This is a genomic window from Porphyromonas sp. HMSC065F10 (assembly GCF_001808555.1).
Lineage (GTDB): Bacteria > Bacteroidota > Bacteroidia > Bacteroidales > Porphyromonadaceae > Porphyromonas_A.
Genome location: NZ_KV793786.1, coordinates 18546 through 33512 on the forward strand (window position 1 = coordinate 18546; position 14967 = coordinate 33512).

Here is a 14967-nt window from a genome sequence, read left to right on the forward strand (position 1 = left end):
CAGATGGGGTATTATGCAAAGGTCTCTATAAGAGAGAATTAGTACTCCTCTTGATGCTGGAGGCGTACCATGCGAGCGAAGTCACCGTCACGGCGTACCAGCTCGTCAGGAGATCCCTCCTCGGCTACACGACCATCCTTAAGGAGCACAACGTGATCGGCATTGCGAATCGTACGCATACGATGAGCAATGACAAGGACGGTCTTATCCCGCGTCAGCTCCGAGATACCTAACTGGATCTTCGTTTCATTCTCTGCATCAAGGCTCGCCGTTGCCTCGTCAAGAAGGATAATGGGAGCGTCCTTAAGGAGTGCCCGTGCGATGGAGAGACGTTGCCGCTCCCCGCCGGAGAGTGTTTCGCCATTCTCCCCTATGATCGAGTCGTACCCCTCCGGCATCCGGCGGATGAAGTCCTCACACTGAGCCAGCCGTGCGACACGCTTCACTTCCTCATCGGTGGCGTCCGGCTTCCCTATGCGGATATTGTCTGCTATGGAGGAGTGGAAAAGAACTACGTCCTGAAAGACGATCGCAAAATCCCGCAGCAGAGTCTCGGGGTCTATCCCGGCAATGTCCTTACCTCCGATGAGGACCTCGCCTCCATCCACATCCCAGAAGCGGGCAGCCAGCTTGGCGCATGTGCTCTTTCCCCCACCCGATGGTCCTACAAGTGCCGTCACTTCACCCTCCCGAGCGGTGAAGGAGACATCCTCGAGCACCTGCTTCCCTTCCTCGTAGGAGAAGGAGACATGATGGAATTCTATGTCGTGATTGGGAAGGTCACACTCCTCACTACCCCCTTGCATCGGCATCGACTCAATCCCACGCATACGATTCAGCCGCACATCGAGGAAGGAGAGCAGGGCGAGATTGTTGCAGACCTCCTGCACAGGATTGTAGACCATTGCCGAAGCGAGAAGGAAGGCCAGGTAGACGAAGAGCGACACTGTCCCGGTCGTCAGGAGCCAAGCCCCTACAAGGAGGACGGTAGGCATGCCAAGCTTCAAGAGGACGGCGGCAGAATTGACAGCAGCAGAGGAGCCCAGCTCCACATCGACTAGTTCCCGCTCATAGTCTTTCAGCTCCTCATCCAGCCGGGTCCTGTACTCCTCCTCTCCGGAGTAGGACTTGATCTCCTGCACGCACTCCAGTCCCTCCTGTATCGTCTCGGTGACACGGCGCTTCACGGTGTAGTGATCCTTAAACTCATGCGAGAGACGGTGTCTGCTTAGGAGAAGAACCGCTACGGCAACAGGTACGACCCAGAATAGTGCCAAGCTCAGACGCCAATCGTAGCAAAACATACCGATGGCCACGATCAACACGCTCAGGAAGGAGGCGAAGAGCTGCGGGACAGCGTGGGAGAAGGTCTGCTCTAGCTGCGTGCAGTCCTCCATAACAGTCGATGTAAGATCAGAGAGATTTCGCTCAGCAAAAAATGCGAGTGGCAGCCGGCGCAGCTTCTCCGCCAGCGTGATCCGTCGCCGTGCACTCTCTCCAAAGACAGTGGTGTAGGTGCTATCGTACTGGAAGCGATTGATGACGTACATCACGATCATCAGCCCCAGCGCAAGGAGGATGTAAAAGGTGAGACTGTGTGGCTCTCCTCCTCTCGCCGGATCAAGATTCTCGGTGAGGAAGTAGAATAGGTAGCAGATCGGGAACATGAGCCCGACATTCTGCAGGGTGGAGAAAATGATTCCCCGCTTGAGATCACGGGCTCCCTTCTCGGAGAGGACAAAGCGCTCTTGTAGATATTTTGTAATCATAATTTTCATTCTCTTCTTTGTAGGAAAGGTAGTAACGTCACGGAAGACCTTTGCAGAGACCATCACAACTTCCAGGCGACAGCCCTCTGGTACTCGTCCCACATCAAGCGGTAGGTGCCATTTCGCTCCATAAGCTCATCGTGTGTCCCCTCCTCCACGATCGTTCCCTCCTTCATCACCACAATGCTGTCGGCGTGGCGTACCGTCGTGAGGCGGTGGGCGATCATCAGCACGGTTTTCCCTCTCGTGAGTCGGGCGAGAGCCTGGCGGATCAGATACTCGTTCTCCGGGTCGGCAAAGGCTGTCGCCTCATCAAGCACAACGATCGGAGCGTCCTTAAGAATAGCTCGCGCAAGCACGATGCGTTGCATCTCGCCGCCTGAGAGATAAGTTCCTTCGGCACCGATGAGCGTATTGAGTCCCTCAGGAAGTCGGTCGAGGATCTCTCGGCTCTGAGAGAGGTCAATAGCCCGGTTGACCTCCTCGAGTGTCGCATCGGGCGAACCGTACCTGACGTTTTCGAGAATGGTGGTCTTGAAGAGGCGAGTGTTCTGGAAGACGAAGGAGATGCTTTTCATCAGTTTCTCCGGCGACATCTTCCTCACGTCTACACCGCCGACTAACACCCGTCCTCCGGTCGTGTCCCAGAAACGCGGTATCAGCCGTGCAAGGGTGGTCTTACCACTTCCAGATGGTCCCACGAGGGCAATTGTCTTCCCCTCCGGGACGCTGAGGGTGACGTGGCTGACAGCGTCCTCCTTTGCGCCCTCATAGCGGAAGGAGACATCCTCCAGAGACACGCTGTACCCCATAGGCTCCAGAGTCGTCTCTACGGTAGGAAGTGGAGACGTCTCCGTCAGTCCCTCCAAGCGGCGGATCGCCTCTCCGCAGAGGAAGAAGTCCTGCGACAGATAGGCGCAGCGCATAATACTGAGAGCGATGACCGGTGTGATCAGGACGTAGAGAAACATATCCGAGATTACCACCACAGGATCTCCTCCGTGACCAATGAGGATGATTGCCACCGGGACAAGGACGAAAGCGAAGGCGCTCGTCAGCACCGTATAGAGTGACATCGGGCGGCGACAGAGGTGCGAATACTTCGTCACGAGATCCCTATAGTCGATGATGCTGGCGTAGAAGCGCTTGAAGGAGAAGACCGTCTGCTGGAAGACCTTCACTACCGGGATCCCCCGGACATACTCGACTGCCTCGGCGCTCATACGCTCCTGGGCATCGAGGTACTGCCTCTGAAAACCTCCCCTCTCAGCACCCATCATGTATCCCATCAGGCCATAAGAAAGAAGTATCGGGACAAGGGCAGCAAGCCCCAGCTGCCAGTCCACCACGAAGAGGAGTACAAGGATCCCCAATGGGGCGACAACGCTGCTCGCGACATCCGGCAGGAGGTGTGCCACAAGCGTGTGCGTCATACTCGAGTCCTCATCGATGATCTTCCGCATCCGCCCGGTATCCTGACGGTCAAAGAATCCAAGTGGCGTACGTAAAAGGCGATCCATGGCAAATCGACGCATATTCGTCTCCACCCTAAACGCAGCCAGGTGAGAGAGCATTAGAGCACCGAAGTAGAGCAGCACAGTAGCAACAGAGACGACAAATGCCCACAGGGCATACGATCTGATGGGTGTCTCCGCAATGTCTCCACCTGCCGTAAGAAGGGTGCGCACCACCAGCCAGACGAGGACGAAAGGCACCAGCGATAGCAATCCATTGAGCGCCGAGAGGACGATGGAGAGCGGTATGAGGAGCTTACGCTTACCCATATACTCTCCCAGTTTCTTAAATGTATTCATAACTACTTATGTATTAATGGTTTCAAATGGCTTCAACAGCTCCGTCCACCCCGCCATACTGTAGCGGGAGTATTGATTGAGAGCAAGGTCGATCTCCTCATCCGTATATTCATCGTGCTCCACCAGTTCGGCAAAGATGTGCGCCCAGGATGAGCAGAGGATATGGATAAGGAAGGGCGATATATTGACCTCCAGATGAGGGTAGCGCTCCTTCATCAGACGCAAATACTCATTCCCTATCTCCGTCTGAGTGGCAATGATCCGATCCATGAAGTGCTCCAGCGATGACCCCTCGCAGTGGAAAAGCAGAAGGCGAAGCTCCGGGCGGTAAGCCTTGATAAGCTCCTTCATCCTCAGCTGATGGTCGAGGGAGAGCTCCGGCATCCGGAATACCCTCAGATCAAGGAAATCCTTGTCGTTGTGCGCTGAGAGATACCTGTCCAGCTCCTTGAGCAACGGGGTAAGGACAGCACGGAATAGGGCATCCTTATCAGTAAAGTACCTGTAAATCGTGCCCACCGCCACGCCAGACCGCTTCGCTATGGTGCGAATGGAAGTCTCTCGCACGCCGTGCTCGATGAATTCCTCGCGCGCGACCGTCACAATGAGTCGACGGACCTCTTCCTTCAGATACTGCATCTCAGTGGGTGTCTCAGAAGTGAATGTTGCTCGTCTTTGTTCACAAAAAAAGCGCACCGTTCGTCGAGCGAATGGTGCGCCTTCTCAGAGGTGATTACGGGGAGTGCCCGCATAGGAATTCTTCTTTTCATTAGTCTCTATTATAATCGGTACGAAGGTACCACGGCTTACTTCTCCCGCCAATACTCTTTTTCTATGATTTTGGAGTATCACGGGAAAGTCCACCGCACGCCGACGGACTGCAAGAAAGCAAGGACGAGACTTGTACCATATACTCACTTTTAGGTATATTTGCGCAGTAAGACATTATTATGAGGACGCAAAGTCGAAACATTTATCACAACAGTTTTATATAAAATGGACAAGAAAAGTATCAAGGGCACTGAGACGGAGAAGAACCTGCTGAAGGCATTCGCAGGCGAGTCTCAGGCACGTAACCGCTACCACTTCTCTGAGAGCGTTGCTCGCGAGGAGGGCTATGGTCAGATCGCAGACTTCTTCAAGCAGACAGCTGACCAGGAGCGTATGCACGCTAAGATGCTCTTCTCTCACCTCGAGGGTGGGGATGTAGAGATCACTGCCTCCTACCCCGGTGGCAAGATCGGCACCACGCGTGAGAACCTCCAGCTCGCCATCGCCGGTGAGCACGAGGAGTGGACCGACATGTACCCCACCATGGCCGACAAGGCTGAGGAGGAGGGCTTCAAGGAGATTGCCACTCTGATGCGCAACATCGTCAAGTCAGAGAAGGAGCACGAGCGCATCTACCAGCTCTTCCTCGATCGACTCGAGAAGGAGAACCTCCTGAAGGAGGAGGAAGAGGTGGAGTGGAAGTGCCGTGTCTGTGGCTTTGTCTTCAAGGGCAAGGTACCTCCTACGAAGTGCCCCATCTGCAGGCATCCGCAGGGCTACTTCGAGCGCATCTCTGACGCTCCGGTGATCTGATAAGCGGGCTCTGCTGAGCCCCGAGCGACATCACCTGCAGCACCATAGGTCTCCCGACCTGTGGTGCTGCTTCTATTTCACCCCACCAGTTGACTAAGATGGGTGGAGGGGTGGTTAGGTCTCTCCGTTTTCGTTACTTTTGCAGGTGCGGGGAGTGTATGACCCCGGGCTTTATCAGTGAAGAATTTTACCATAAACAAGGCCTCCTCCCCCGACAGCAAGAGCGGGGAGCCAACGGCAAAGCGTAGCAGTAGACGTAGCCAGGGGAAGGGAAGCTTCCTCCAGCAGATACTCCCGCAGAGGGGAGTACCTGGTGATCTGTGGCGCTTCATCGCCGGGGTCACCCTATTCTTCCTTGGGCTTTTCTTAGTCTACAACTTCTTCTCCTACTTCGTCACCGGAGCGGAGAATCAGAGTCTCCTCCTGGGGCAGGATATAACCGCAGAGGAGGCGGCACAGCGGATACAGGGTCACGGCGGGATCACCGGCTTTGCGCTGATGAATACGCTGGTGAACGAGTGGATCGGACTCGGGCTGATCTTCCTCCTGTACCTCATCTTGATGATGGGGGTGTGGATCACGCTGGTGATGCGGGTCTCGTGGATCCGCAAGATCTGTCTCTGCATCAGTGCGGCTCTCTGGACCTCGGTCACCCTCGGCCTCATGCCGGCGGAGTGGACGGACGGGTGGTTTTTCCTCCCGGGAGGGGTCTTCGGGCACGAGGCGGCAAACTTCCTCACGCTCCATATAGGCCTGGTGGGGGCGCTCTTGCTGATGAGCTTCCTCCTGATCCTGCTCGTGGTGATCTCCTTTGGCTCCCTGATGCGGCGCTACAGCGCTTTCTCCAAGCATCGTAAGGCGAAAAACGCCCTCCTCGATGAGGAGGAGCGGGCGCAGGTGGCTGAGGAGGTGATCCCGGAAGCAGAGGAGGAGGTGGTGGTGCCTGAGACGGAGGAGAGCAACGAGGAGGTTGTGGACGATGACCCGACTCCGGTAGAGCCGATCCCCGACCCTCCTCTCGAGCCAAGGGTAAGCGCCAACCCCAACTCGCCTACGGCTGGGGCAGAGGTGGGCGACATCGAAGTACATGACGCACGGCGGACGGAGGACGAGCCGGCAGACCCCTCTCTCACCACGGCACAGCAGCTGGTGCGCGCCCAGGGCGAGTACGACCCGACACGCGACCTCGCAGACTACCACTACCCCACCCTCGACCTGCTCAAGGACTACAGCAACGACGACGGGGAGATTGACATGGAGGAGATCAACGCGAATAAGCAGCTGATCCTCGACACACTCAAGAGCTTCCGGATCGAGGTCAATAAGATCTCCGCTACCGTCGGACCGGCAATCACACTCTACGAGATCGTCCCGGCGGCCGGGATCCATATCTCCCGCATCCGTAGCCTGGAGGATAATATATCGATGAGCCTCTCCGCTCTCGGCATCCGCATCATCGCCCCCATCCCCGGCAAGGGAACCATCGGCATGGAGGTGCCTAATAAGCGACCGCAGATCGTCAGTATGCGGGGCGTGCTTGCCTCGCCCGCCTACCGAGAGACGACGATGGAGCTCCCGGTGGCCCTCGGGCGCACGATCACAAATGATGTGCTGCTCTTTGACCTCGCTAAGGTGCCTCACCTCCTCGTGGCGGGTGCCACGGGACAGGGAAAGTCGGTCGGGCTGAATGCGATCATCATGTCCCTGCTCTACAAGAAGCATCCCTCGGAGCTGAAGTTTGTGATGATCGACCCGAAGATGGTCGAGTTTAGCATGTACTCCCGGGTGGAGAAGCTCTTCATGGCAAAGATCCCTGACGAGGATCAGGTGATCATCACCGACACGAAGCGCGCCGCCGACACCCTTACCTCCCTCTGTCAAGAGATGGACGATCGGTATGAGCTGCTGGCGGCCGCCTCCTGCCGAAATATCGTGGAGTATAATAAGCGCTTCAGGAACAGAGAGCTAAACCCCGAGAATGGTCACCGCTTCCTGCCCTACATCGTCCTGATCATCGATGAGTACGGCGACCTGCTGCTGACTGCGGGGAAGGAGATTGAGCTGCCAATCACACGCTTGGCTCAGAAGGCGCGCGCCATCGGCATCCACGCCATCATCGCGACGCAGCGACCGACGGCAAGCATCATCACCGGTGCGATCAAGGCGAATTTCCCCGGGCGTCTCGCCTTCCGCGTCACATCGCAAGTGGACTCCCGCATCATCCTCGATGCGAGCGGAGCCAATAGGCTGGTCGGTAAGGGAGATGCGCTCTACCAGTCCGGTACAAAGCTGACCCGTGTGCAGTGCGCCTTTGTCGACACTCCTGAGGTGAATGGGGTGGTAGACTTCATCGGTGCGCAGCGGGGCTATCCCACTGCCTACGAGCTGCCGGAGGTGAGCCAGGAGGGTGATGGCGCTGCTGCCGGTGGGGACGGATCGATCGACCCCAATGAGCGGGACAACCTCTTCGATGTGGTGGCAGAGCGTATCGTGGCGGAGGGACGGGTCTCTATCTCGCTGATCCAGCAACTCTTTGCCATTGGATACAACCGTGCTGCCCGGCTCTGCAACCAGCTGGAGGCGGCAGGCATCATCAGTAAGCCGGACGGACGCGGCACGCGCGATCTCCTTGTGACGACACAGGAGCAGCTCGAGCGGATCCTTCATCCGGAGAGCTAAGACACAGTACATATTATGTCATATTCATCAACCCGCATACTCTTTTGGCTCCTCTTCATCGTGTTCTGCGTCACCACAGCAAGAGCACAGACAAGAGACCTACTCGATAAGACGATAAGTCGGCTCGAGGCGAAGGAGGGGCTACAAGTAGACTTCCGGATGACCCTCGAGGACGTGACGACAGACTGCAAGTACTACGCCGAGGGACGACGCTTTTACTACGACTCCGAGGAGGTAAAGGCGTGGTACGACGGGACGGACCTGTGGGTCTACATCCGGCAGAGTGGAGAGGTCAATCTCTCCACCCCGCACAAGGAGGACCTGCTGGAGATCAACCCGCTGCTCAATCTTGAGAGCGTCAGGAAGAACGCCTTCTCTATTACGAAAAAGAAGGAGGGAAAGAATACTCGGATCACTGCGGTGCCTCGCAAAAAGGGAAAAGACCGATACGATGGTCCGCTCGCCCGTCTGGAGGCTCTGATCGCCCCCGATGGTCTCCCGATCTCCCTCCGACTGGAGGAGAATGGACTCATGGAGCCGATCCTGATAGAGGTGACACGTTTTGAGGAGGGAGAGTTTAAGGAACTGAAGGACAAATCATTTTTTAGATACACCCCCGACAAAGTTAAGGGAGCAAAGCTGATAGACTTAAGATAACACCGATATGAGTACAGATAAGAATACCCGGACAGACATCCTGATCATCGGCTCCGGCCCTGCGGGATATACCGCTGCCATCTACGCCGCTCGCGCCAACCGCTCCCCCATCGTCCTGGAGGGACTGCAGCCGGGCGGACAGCTGACGGAGACAACTTCAATAGAGAACTTCCCCGGCTACCCCGAGGGCGTGGGAGGCTTTGAGATGATGGATGACCTGCGCAAGCAGGCTGAGCGCTATGGAGCAGAGGTCCGCTCCGGACTGGTCTCACAGGTGGACCTCAGCAAGCGACCCTTTGTCGCTACTGTGGATGGTGAGTATACCATCACAGCCAAGACGGTCATCATAGCCACCGGTGCCTCAGCCAAGATGCTCGGACTGCCGGAGGAGAAGAAGTATATGGGTGCCGGCGTAAGCGCCTGCGCCACCTGCGACGGATTTTTCTACAAAGGGAAGACCGTTGCCGTCGTTGGGGGTGGAGATACCGCCTGCGGCGATGCGATCTATCTCTCCAGCCTGGCGAAGAAGGTCTACCTCATCGTCCGTCGAGACGAGCTTCGTGCCAGCCAAGTGATGCAGGATCGGGTCCAAGAGACGGAGAATATCGAGGTGCTCTGGAAGCATCAGACAGAGGGGCTCTTCGGGGAGCCTACCGTACAGGGAGCGAAGCTTGTGATCAATAAGGGCGAAGCAGACGAGCATCACACCGAAATCGCGATCGACGGATTCTTTGAGGCAATCGGTCATAAGCCCAATACCGACTTCCTGAATGGCCAGCTGAAGCTCGACGAGCATGGATTTATCCTCACTAAGGATAGTGGCGACCCGGCGACAGAGATCGAGGGGGTCTATGCCGCAGGCGATGTGGCCGACCCGGTCTATCGTCAGGCTGTATCTGCCGCCGGCATCGGCTGTCGTGCCGCCATTGCCGCGGATAGGTTTCTCAAGATGAGAGGAGAGTGATGAAGATCATAGGGAATATTATCTGGTGGATCTTCGGGGGACTGGAGACCGCCATCGGCTATATGACAGCGGGGCTCGTGCTCTGCCTGACGATCGTGGGGATCCCCTTTGGCTTTCAGCTCTTCAAGATCGCCGCTGTAATGGTTTTCCCCTTCGGAAGCAAGGTGAGCGAGTCACAGGGAGGGCTGGGGAGTACGATCCTCAATATCCTCTGGTTTATCCTCGGTGGTATCTGGATCGCCCTCACGCACTTCATCTTCGGGATACTCCTCTGCATCACAATCATCGGGATTCCCTTCGGGAAACAGCACTTCAAGTTTGCCGGCATAGCGCTTCACCCCTTCGGGCGTGACATAGAGGTAGGCATATGACGATAGGCAGGACACCGACACCCTTCCCCTTTATGGAGGCTCCGATAGGGGTCTTCGACTCAGGCTATGGTGGGCTGACGATCCTTCGCTACCTGCGCAAGTTGCTGCCGGAGTATGACTTCCTCTACCTCGGTGACAATGCCCGAGCCCCCTATGGGAAGCACTCCCTCACGACGATATACGAGTACGCACGTGAGGCGGTGTCGCATCTCTTTGCTTGTGGCTGTCCGATGGTGATCATCGCCTGCAATACGGTCTCCGCCCATGCACTCAGGCTGCTACAGCAGATCGATCTCCCCAGGAGCAGCGACCCCACTCGGCGTATCCTCGGTGTCATCCGCCCGACAGTGGAGCGCCTCGGGGAGCTTACCCGAAACGGCCATGTGGGTATTCTCGCTACACCGGCAACGGTGAGGAGCAATACCTACCTGCTGGAGGTGAATCGGCTCCACCCCGAGATACAGCTTACACAGCAGGCACCCAAGATGTGGGTCTCTCTCATCGAGGGGGGCGAGTATCAGGCCAATGAGGGGGTCAATTACTTCGTGCGGCGTAATATCGAGGAGCTGCTGCGCAAGGACCCAAGGATCGACACCATCCAGCTCGCCTGCACGCACTACCCGGTCCTGCTTCCTCGCATACGGGAGTTTGTCCGCGACGACATTGTGATCGCAGAGCAGGGTATGATCGTGGCCGAGTCTACTCAGAATTACCTGCAGCGTCACCCGGAGATGGAGCGGCGACTGAGCAAGAATGGGATCTCGCACTTCCTCACGACAGAGGAGGATGGCGAATTTGCGGAGATGGCCGGGCTCTTCCTCCACGCACGACTGGCGGAGGATATGATCGACCAGGTACAGCTAAGGTGAGCGCAGACATCAGGACGACCCTCCGGCGACTCCTCAAGGAGTATGGCCTCTTCGGGAGCATCCTCTTGGGTATCATCGCCTACCGACCCTTGTCGGTCCTCAGCCCAATGATCCCCTACGTGCTGATGACCATGCTCTTCTTCACCTTCTCACGGATCGCACCGCAAGACATTCGCCCAAGACCGATTCACCTGACCCTCATCGTGACGCAGATTGCGCTGGCTCTTGGTGGTTACTTCCTTGTGCGATACCTGCCGGTGCCTTTTGCTGAGATCTACGCCCAGGCGGTGCTGATGTGCTTCCTCTGCCCTGTGGCGGCAGCAGCACCCGTGATCGTGGGGCTCCTCGGGGGCTCCATCGCCATCGTCACCTCGTATGTGGTGATCAATTGCCTGAGCATCATCATCACCGGACCTCTGATCCTCGGCTGGCTGGGGCATCCCCAGGGGACTCTCCTGCAGTCGATGGCACACGTATTGGTGGGTGTGCTGCCGATAGTGATGATCCCTCTGCTGACTGCCTTTGGGATCCGCTGGAGGCTCCCCTCACTGCACGCCAAGATACGCTCCCTCTCCTCCGCCTCCCTCTATATATGGATCTTCCTCCTCTCGCTCGTCATCGCCAATACCGTCCACTTTGTTGCGCAAGAGCGTCAAGGCGTGGCCACGATGATCATCGTGCTGGTGCTGATAGGTCTCGTCACCTGCATCATCCAATACTCTGTCGGTAAGGCGATGAGCAAAAAGGTACTTGGCGAGAGCGTCACCATCGGGCAGGCACTGGGGCAGAAAAACTCCTCCATCAGCATCTGGATGATCCAGTCGTACCTCAATCCGATCGCCTCCGTCTCGCAAGCGGCCTACTCCATCTTCCAAAACATCTTCAATGCCCTCCAGGTGATACACCACGATCGGCAGCAGGTCCGCGACCAGCGACGCAATCATAAAACAGTGGCGTGAATCCCCAATGGTGCTAAAAAGTGCTTAAATCACCGGGAAAACGAGAGATCCTTTGTGCCAAGCTAAGAAATAATTTGTACCTTGCGCCATGTAAGAGTTCACTCTTTGGGAGACTGTTGTCCGTGTGAGCCACTCGTAAGCGTATGGGGCCACTGTGGCGATGAGCTTTCATAGTCAAGAAACGAGAGAGCCCTTGCTGAACATTGTGTTTTATATCTTCTCCTGGTTCCTCCTCCGGAGTTGACTTGGTCTTGGCGCCCCGTCTGTGTAGATGTGGACGATGAGAGCACGCCAAAGCTTGAGGGTGTCTGAGGAGAGGATGTCAACCTTCTTTATTTACAGAATGAGTACACCCAACTCACTACTTCGGAGAGTGGTGGCTGTCGGAGCATTACTCGTCACCTGTGCCCTTGGCTATGCACAGAAGAGTAACGAGACGACTAATCACCACAACCGGAAGTCCACTGAGGTCGTCACTAAGGACGCGGACAAGAAGAGCGGAGCAGCCGCACAGCTACTTGCTTCTAACCTCAATTATAGAGACACCACCCTGGTCACCAGCTTCGCTAAGGCGATCAACGAGTCTCTCAATCTGGACGAACTGACCGAGGAGGATCTCCTATATCCCTCTGTCGATCTCTATGGCGAGGAGTCATGGAATAACTCCCTCAATCCCCTTCGCGGGGCTTCTGCAGCCATTCCCTCTCGCTACGAGATCAGTCTCAAGGAATTTGTCTACCCGCTGGACGGCATCCGCCGCATCAATAGCGGCTACGGCTATCGTCGTCGCTTCCGTCGCATGCACTATGGTGTTGACATTGACCTCAATCGCGGGGATACCGTCCGTGCCACCTTCTCCGGTCGCGTGCGACTGGTAGATGTTGATGGTCGTGGCTACGGTAAGTATGTGGTGATCCGTCACCCCAATGGTCTTGAGACCCTCTACGGGCACCTCTCCAGACAGCTCGTGAAGGAGAATGCCGTCGTCCACGCCGGCGATGCGATCGGTCTCGGTGGTAGCACCGGACGCTCCACAGGTCCACACCTCCACTATGAGACACGATTTATGGGCATTGCGCTCAATCCTCAGCAGCTGATCGACTTCGCAAGCGGTGCACCTCACAAGGAGATGTACGTCTACGCCAAGGGGCGCTCCACACGAAGCAACTCATCAAGCCAATACAGAGCGAGCAACACCAAGACAAGGGACAATTCCTTCAAGACCTATCGTGTCCGCAAGGGAGATACACTCTCGCACATTGCTGCGAAGACCGGCACCTCTGTCACCAAGATACGCCAGCTCAATCCGAAGCTCCGCAGGAGTAATATGATCCGTCCTGGGGACGTGATCCGCATCGGGGCTTAAGAGAATAGTCCCCACAAGAGCACAATACATATATCATTAGAGACTTTCGGTGTGTTACACACTGAGAGTCTCTTTTTATAGGTGGATCCGCATATAGCCATACGACAAGGCAGAGCATAATCATAGGATCACGAGACAGAGGTGATTCGTTTGAGGCGGGAGGAAGTGATTCAGAGAACCTTTCAGCTCCTTGTGAAGATGCTGAAAAGAAGCGCCACTTGCAATCCACACCATCAGCCTACTGACATACACTCCTATGGGTCACCTCATATAGTCCGAAATACCCAACAGAAGATGTAGAATCCACCAAGCAGGAGAAGCAGAGACAAACTACATCCCCCGGCTGATTGGCGATCGCCTCACTTAACCTGGAACATCAGGGGTGCAAATATAGCACCTGCACCGGGAGGAGCGGTCTCTTAGAGACTCCCTGTGTCTCCTACTCTCACATCCTGACTAAAACAGCTTCTTCTGCGGTCATCGCCATCTCTCTTCTCGATCTGTACAGCTCAAGATCAATAAACCCTCTGAAGCACCGTCCAGCACGGGATCTGTAGGAGAAGCATCTATAGGCCAACCGGTAGCAGGATCGCACCTGGTATGGGTGTCCATACCTTAGCTGAAGCGTCCAAATACATCACCTTTGGATCACGTAACTCAATAGATGGACAATGCGCCTTTATAGGTACCTTTGTGATGGCAAACCATTACAATGGTATAAACATCGTGCTTGACTTTCTCGTAAATTACGGCTATATAGGCGTCTTCATAGCTGCATTCTTAGCCGCGACCGTACTTCCCTTCAGCTCCGAAGTTGTCTTTGCCGGGGTCTTGGCAAGTGGGGCGACCTACTCTACCCTGATTATTGCGGCAACCATCGGCAACAGCCTGGGAGGGATGACCTGCTACTGGCTCGGCTCGCTCGGTAAGCTCGAGTGGCTGGAGAAATACTTCAGGATGAGAGAGGAGCAGATCCAGAAATGGGTAACTAAGATTCAAGGTCGAGGATCTTGGGTATCAATATTTGTAGCACTACCGGGCGTAGGCGACTTTATCGCTGTAGCAATGGGGTACCTACGAGCCAACGCCTGGGGCGTATTATTCTGGATGACCTTGGGGAAATTTATCCGCTACGTTGTGGTAGGAGAGGCCGCAAAGGCAGCTCTCAGCGCATTGTAAAGTGAGAAAGCACCCCTGTCGGGGTGCCATTCCGCCTGCCGATCCCGCAGGGGCGCAGCCCGGGAGGGATCATCGCTTTTTAGACCGGGTGTCGAGCCACGAAGTGGCGAAGACCCCGGGAAGGAAGACGCTCATTAAGATGCACGACCCCGCTAGGGTGTCGCTGGGATAGAGCCCCATCGTAACCCGGAGTCTTCGGGGCTGCGCCCCTCGACATCCGGGCTAAAAAACGGGCACCCCTGTCGGGGTGCCTTGCTGCCTTATCGGACGGGTCGGACGGGTCAGACGGGTCGGACAGCGCAGGAGACGCCTGGTATACGCCAAGGAAGTCCAGCCCGTCTGACGATCCCGTCTACCAATCCCGCAGTGATCATCACTTCTTATCCTGCGTGTCAAGGGACGAAGTGCCGAAGGCCGCAGAATACTCAAGAGACGCCTTATATAAACGTCGCTCCCTCCTTTGCGACCTCATACCGAGCAACGGCCCACCGGAGTCGCTCCAAGTGACCCTCTTCTTCGGCGACCCACAAGGGGTCGAGGGTTTAGGGTTTGGAGCCATACATCGGTCACCGCCATGCGGATGACCGATGCCTATGGAGCGAGCACCCCGGCAGGGGTGCCTTGCCACTGACTGTACTCTCTAATCGGACGTCTCGGACGGTGCAATCGACACCTACTTCTAACATAGAAAGGGCAACAAAAAAGGAGAGGAGAGACCGGACACTTGAGTGTCTGATCTCTCCTCTCAAAAAGACG

General features: G+C 56.1%; 12 protein-coding genes. 9 read left to right on the top strand and 3 right to left on the bottom strand.

Annotation, left to right across the window (positions count from 1 at the left end; all coding sequences use genetic code 11):
- Positions 1–38: 38 nt before the first annotated feature.
- The 3 genes from HMPREF2890_RS05140 to HMPREF2890_RS05150 all read right to left on the bottom strand — a co-directional run bounded on the left by HMPREF2890_RS05140 (position 39) and on the right by HMPREF2890_RS05150 (position 4222).
- A complete protein-coding gene (locus tag HMPREF2890_RS05140; RefSeq protein ID WP_070466272.1) occupies positions 39–1766 on the bottom strand; it encodes an ABC transporter ATP-binding protein in 1728 nt (575 codons plus the stop codon).
- Between the two features lie 65 nt (positions 1767–1831).
- A complete protein-coding gene (locus HMPREF2890_RS05145) occupies positions 1832–3583 on the bottom strand; it encodes an ABC transporter ATP-binding protein (RefSeq protein ID WP_070466252.1) in 1752 nt (583 codons plus the stop codon).
- A gap of 6 nt (positions 3584–3589) precedes the next feature.
- Complete coding sequence (locus tag HMPREF2890_RS05150; RefSeq protein ID WP_070466255.1) at positions 3590–4222, bottom strand: TetR/AcrR family transcriptional regulator; 633 nt, start codon at positions 4220–4222, stop codon at positions 3590–3592.
- A gap of 357 nt (positions 4223–4579) precedes the next feature.
- Between HMPREF2890_RS05150 and rbr the strand changes: the two genes are divergently transcribed.
- The 9 genes from rbr to HMPREF2890_RS05195 all read left to right on the top strand — a co-directional run bounded on the left by rbr (position 4580) and on the right by HMPREF2890_RS05195 (position 14211).
- Entirely contained in the window at positions 4580–5167 is a 588-nt protein-coding gene (rbr, locus tag HMPREF2890_RS05155; RefSeq protein ID WP_070466257.1) for a rubrerythrin, read from the top strand.
- Between the two features lie 177 nt (positions 5168–5344).
- On the top strand, positions 5345–7846 hold the full coding sequence (locus HMPREF2890_RS05160; RefSeq protein WP_083289816.1) for an FtsK/SpoIIIE family DNA translocase: 2502 nt from the start codon (positions 5345–5347) through the stop codon (positions 7844–7846).
- Positions 7847–7861: 15 nt separating this feature from the next.
- Positions 7862–8503 carry a LolA-like putative outer membrane lipoprotein chaperone gene (locus HMPREF2890_RS05165; RefSeq protein ID WP_083289817.1) on the top strand — a complete coding sequence of 214 codons (642 nt, stop codon included), beginning with the start codon at positions 7862–7864 and terminating at the stop codon, positions 8501–8503.
- 7 nt (positions 8504–8510) lie between these two features.
- Complete coding sequence (gene trxB / locus HMPREF2890_RS05170) at positions 8511–9467, top strand: thioredoxin-disulfide reductase (protein ID WP_070466259.1); 957 nt, start codon at positions 8511–8513, stop codon at positions 9465–9467.
- Positions 9467–9838 (top strand): YccF domain-containing protein, encoded by a 372-nt coding sequence (locus HMPREF2890_RS05175; protein ID WP_070466262.1) that lies wholly within the window; start codon positions 9467–9469, stop codon positions 9836–9838. The genes trxB and HMPREF2890_RS05175 overlap by 1 nt, the downstream gene beginning before the upstream one ends.
- On the top strand, positions 9835–10707 hold the full coding sequence (gene murI, locus HMPREF2890_RS05180) for a glutamate racemase (protein WP_083289818.1): 873 nt from the start codon (positions 9835–9837) through the stop codon (positions 10705–10707). Before HMPREF2890_RS05175 ends, murI begins: the two co-directional genes overlap by 4 nt.
- On the top strand, positions 10704–11666 hold the full coding sequence (locus HMPREF2890_RS05185; RefSeq protein WP_070466264.1) for a bile acid:sodium symporter family protein: 963 nt from the start codon (positions 10704–10706) through the stop codon (positions 11664–11666). Before murI ends, HMPREF2890_RS05185 begins: the two co-directional genes overlap by 4 nt.
- 343 nt (positions 11667–12009) lie before the next feature.
- A complete protein-coding gene (locus HMPREF2890_RS05190; RefSeq protein WP_070466266.1) occupies positions 12010–13032 on the top strand; it encodes a peptidoglycan DD-metalloendopeptidase family protein in 1023 nt (340 codons plus the stop codon).
- 696 nt (positions 13033–13728) lie between these two features.
- Complete coding sequence (locus HMPREF2890_RS05195; RefSeq protein WP_070466268.1) at positions 13729–14211, top strand: YqaA family protein; 483 nt, start codon at positions 13729–13731, stop codon at positions 14209–14211.
- Positions 14212–14967: the final 756 nt, after the last annotated feature.

Bases quoted from the DNA above. Each gene is read 5' to 3' on its own strand.
- HMPREF2890_RS05145 (WP_070466252.1), bottom strand. From the start codon at position 3,583: ATGAATACATTTAAGAAACTGGGAGAGTATATGGGTAAGCGTAAGCTC.
- HMPREF2890_RS05150 (WP_070466255.1), bottom strand. From the start codon at position 4,222: ATGCAGTATCTGAAGGAAGAGGTCCGTCGACTCATTGTGACGGTCGCG.
- rbr (WP_070466257.1), top strand. From the start codon at position 4,580: ATGGACAAGAAAAGTATCAAGGGCACTGAGACGGAGAAGAACCTGCTG.
- HMPREF2890_RS05165 (WP_083289817.1), top strand. From the start codon at position 7,862: ATGTCATATTCATCAACCCGCATACTCTTTTGGCTCCTCTTCATCGTG.
- trxB (WP_070466259.1), top strand. From the start codon at position 8,511: ATGAGTACAGATAAGAATACCCGGACAGACATCCTGATCATCGGCTCC.
- HMPREF2890_RS05175 (WP_070466262.1), top strand. From the start codon at position 9,467: ATGAAGATCATAGGGAATATTATCTGGTGGATCTTCGGGGGACTGGAG.
- murI (WP_083289818.1), top strand. From the start codon at position 9,835: ATGACGATAGGCAGGACACCGACACCCTTCCCCTTTATGGAGGCTCCG.
- HMPREF2890_RS05190 (WP_070466266.1), top strand. From the start codon at position 12,010: ATGAGTACACCCAACTCACTACTTCGGAGAGTGGTGGCTGTCGGAGCA.
- HMPREF2890_RS05195 (WP_070466268.1), top strand. From the start codon at position 13,729: ATGGCAAACCATTACAATGGTATAAACATCGTGCTTGACTTTCTCGTA.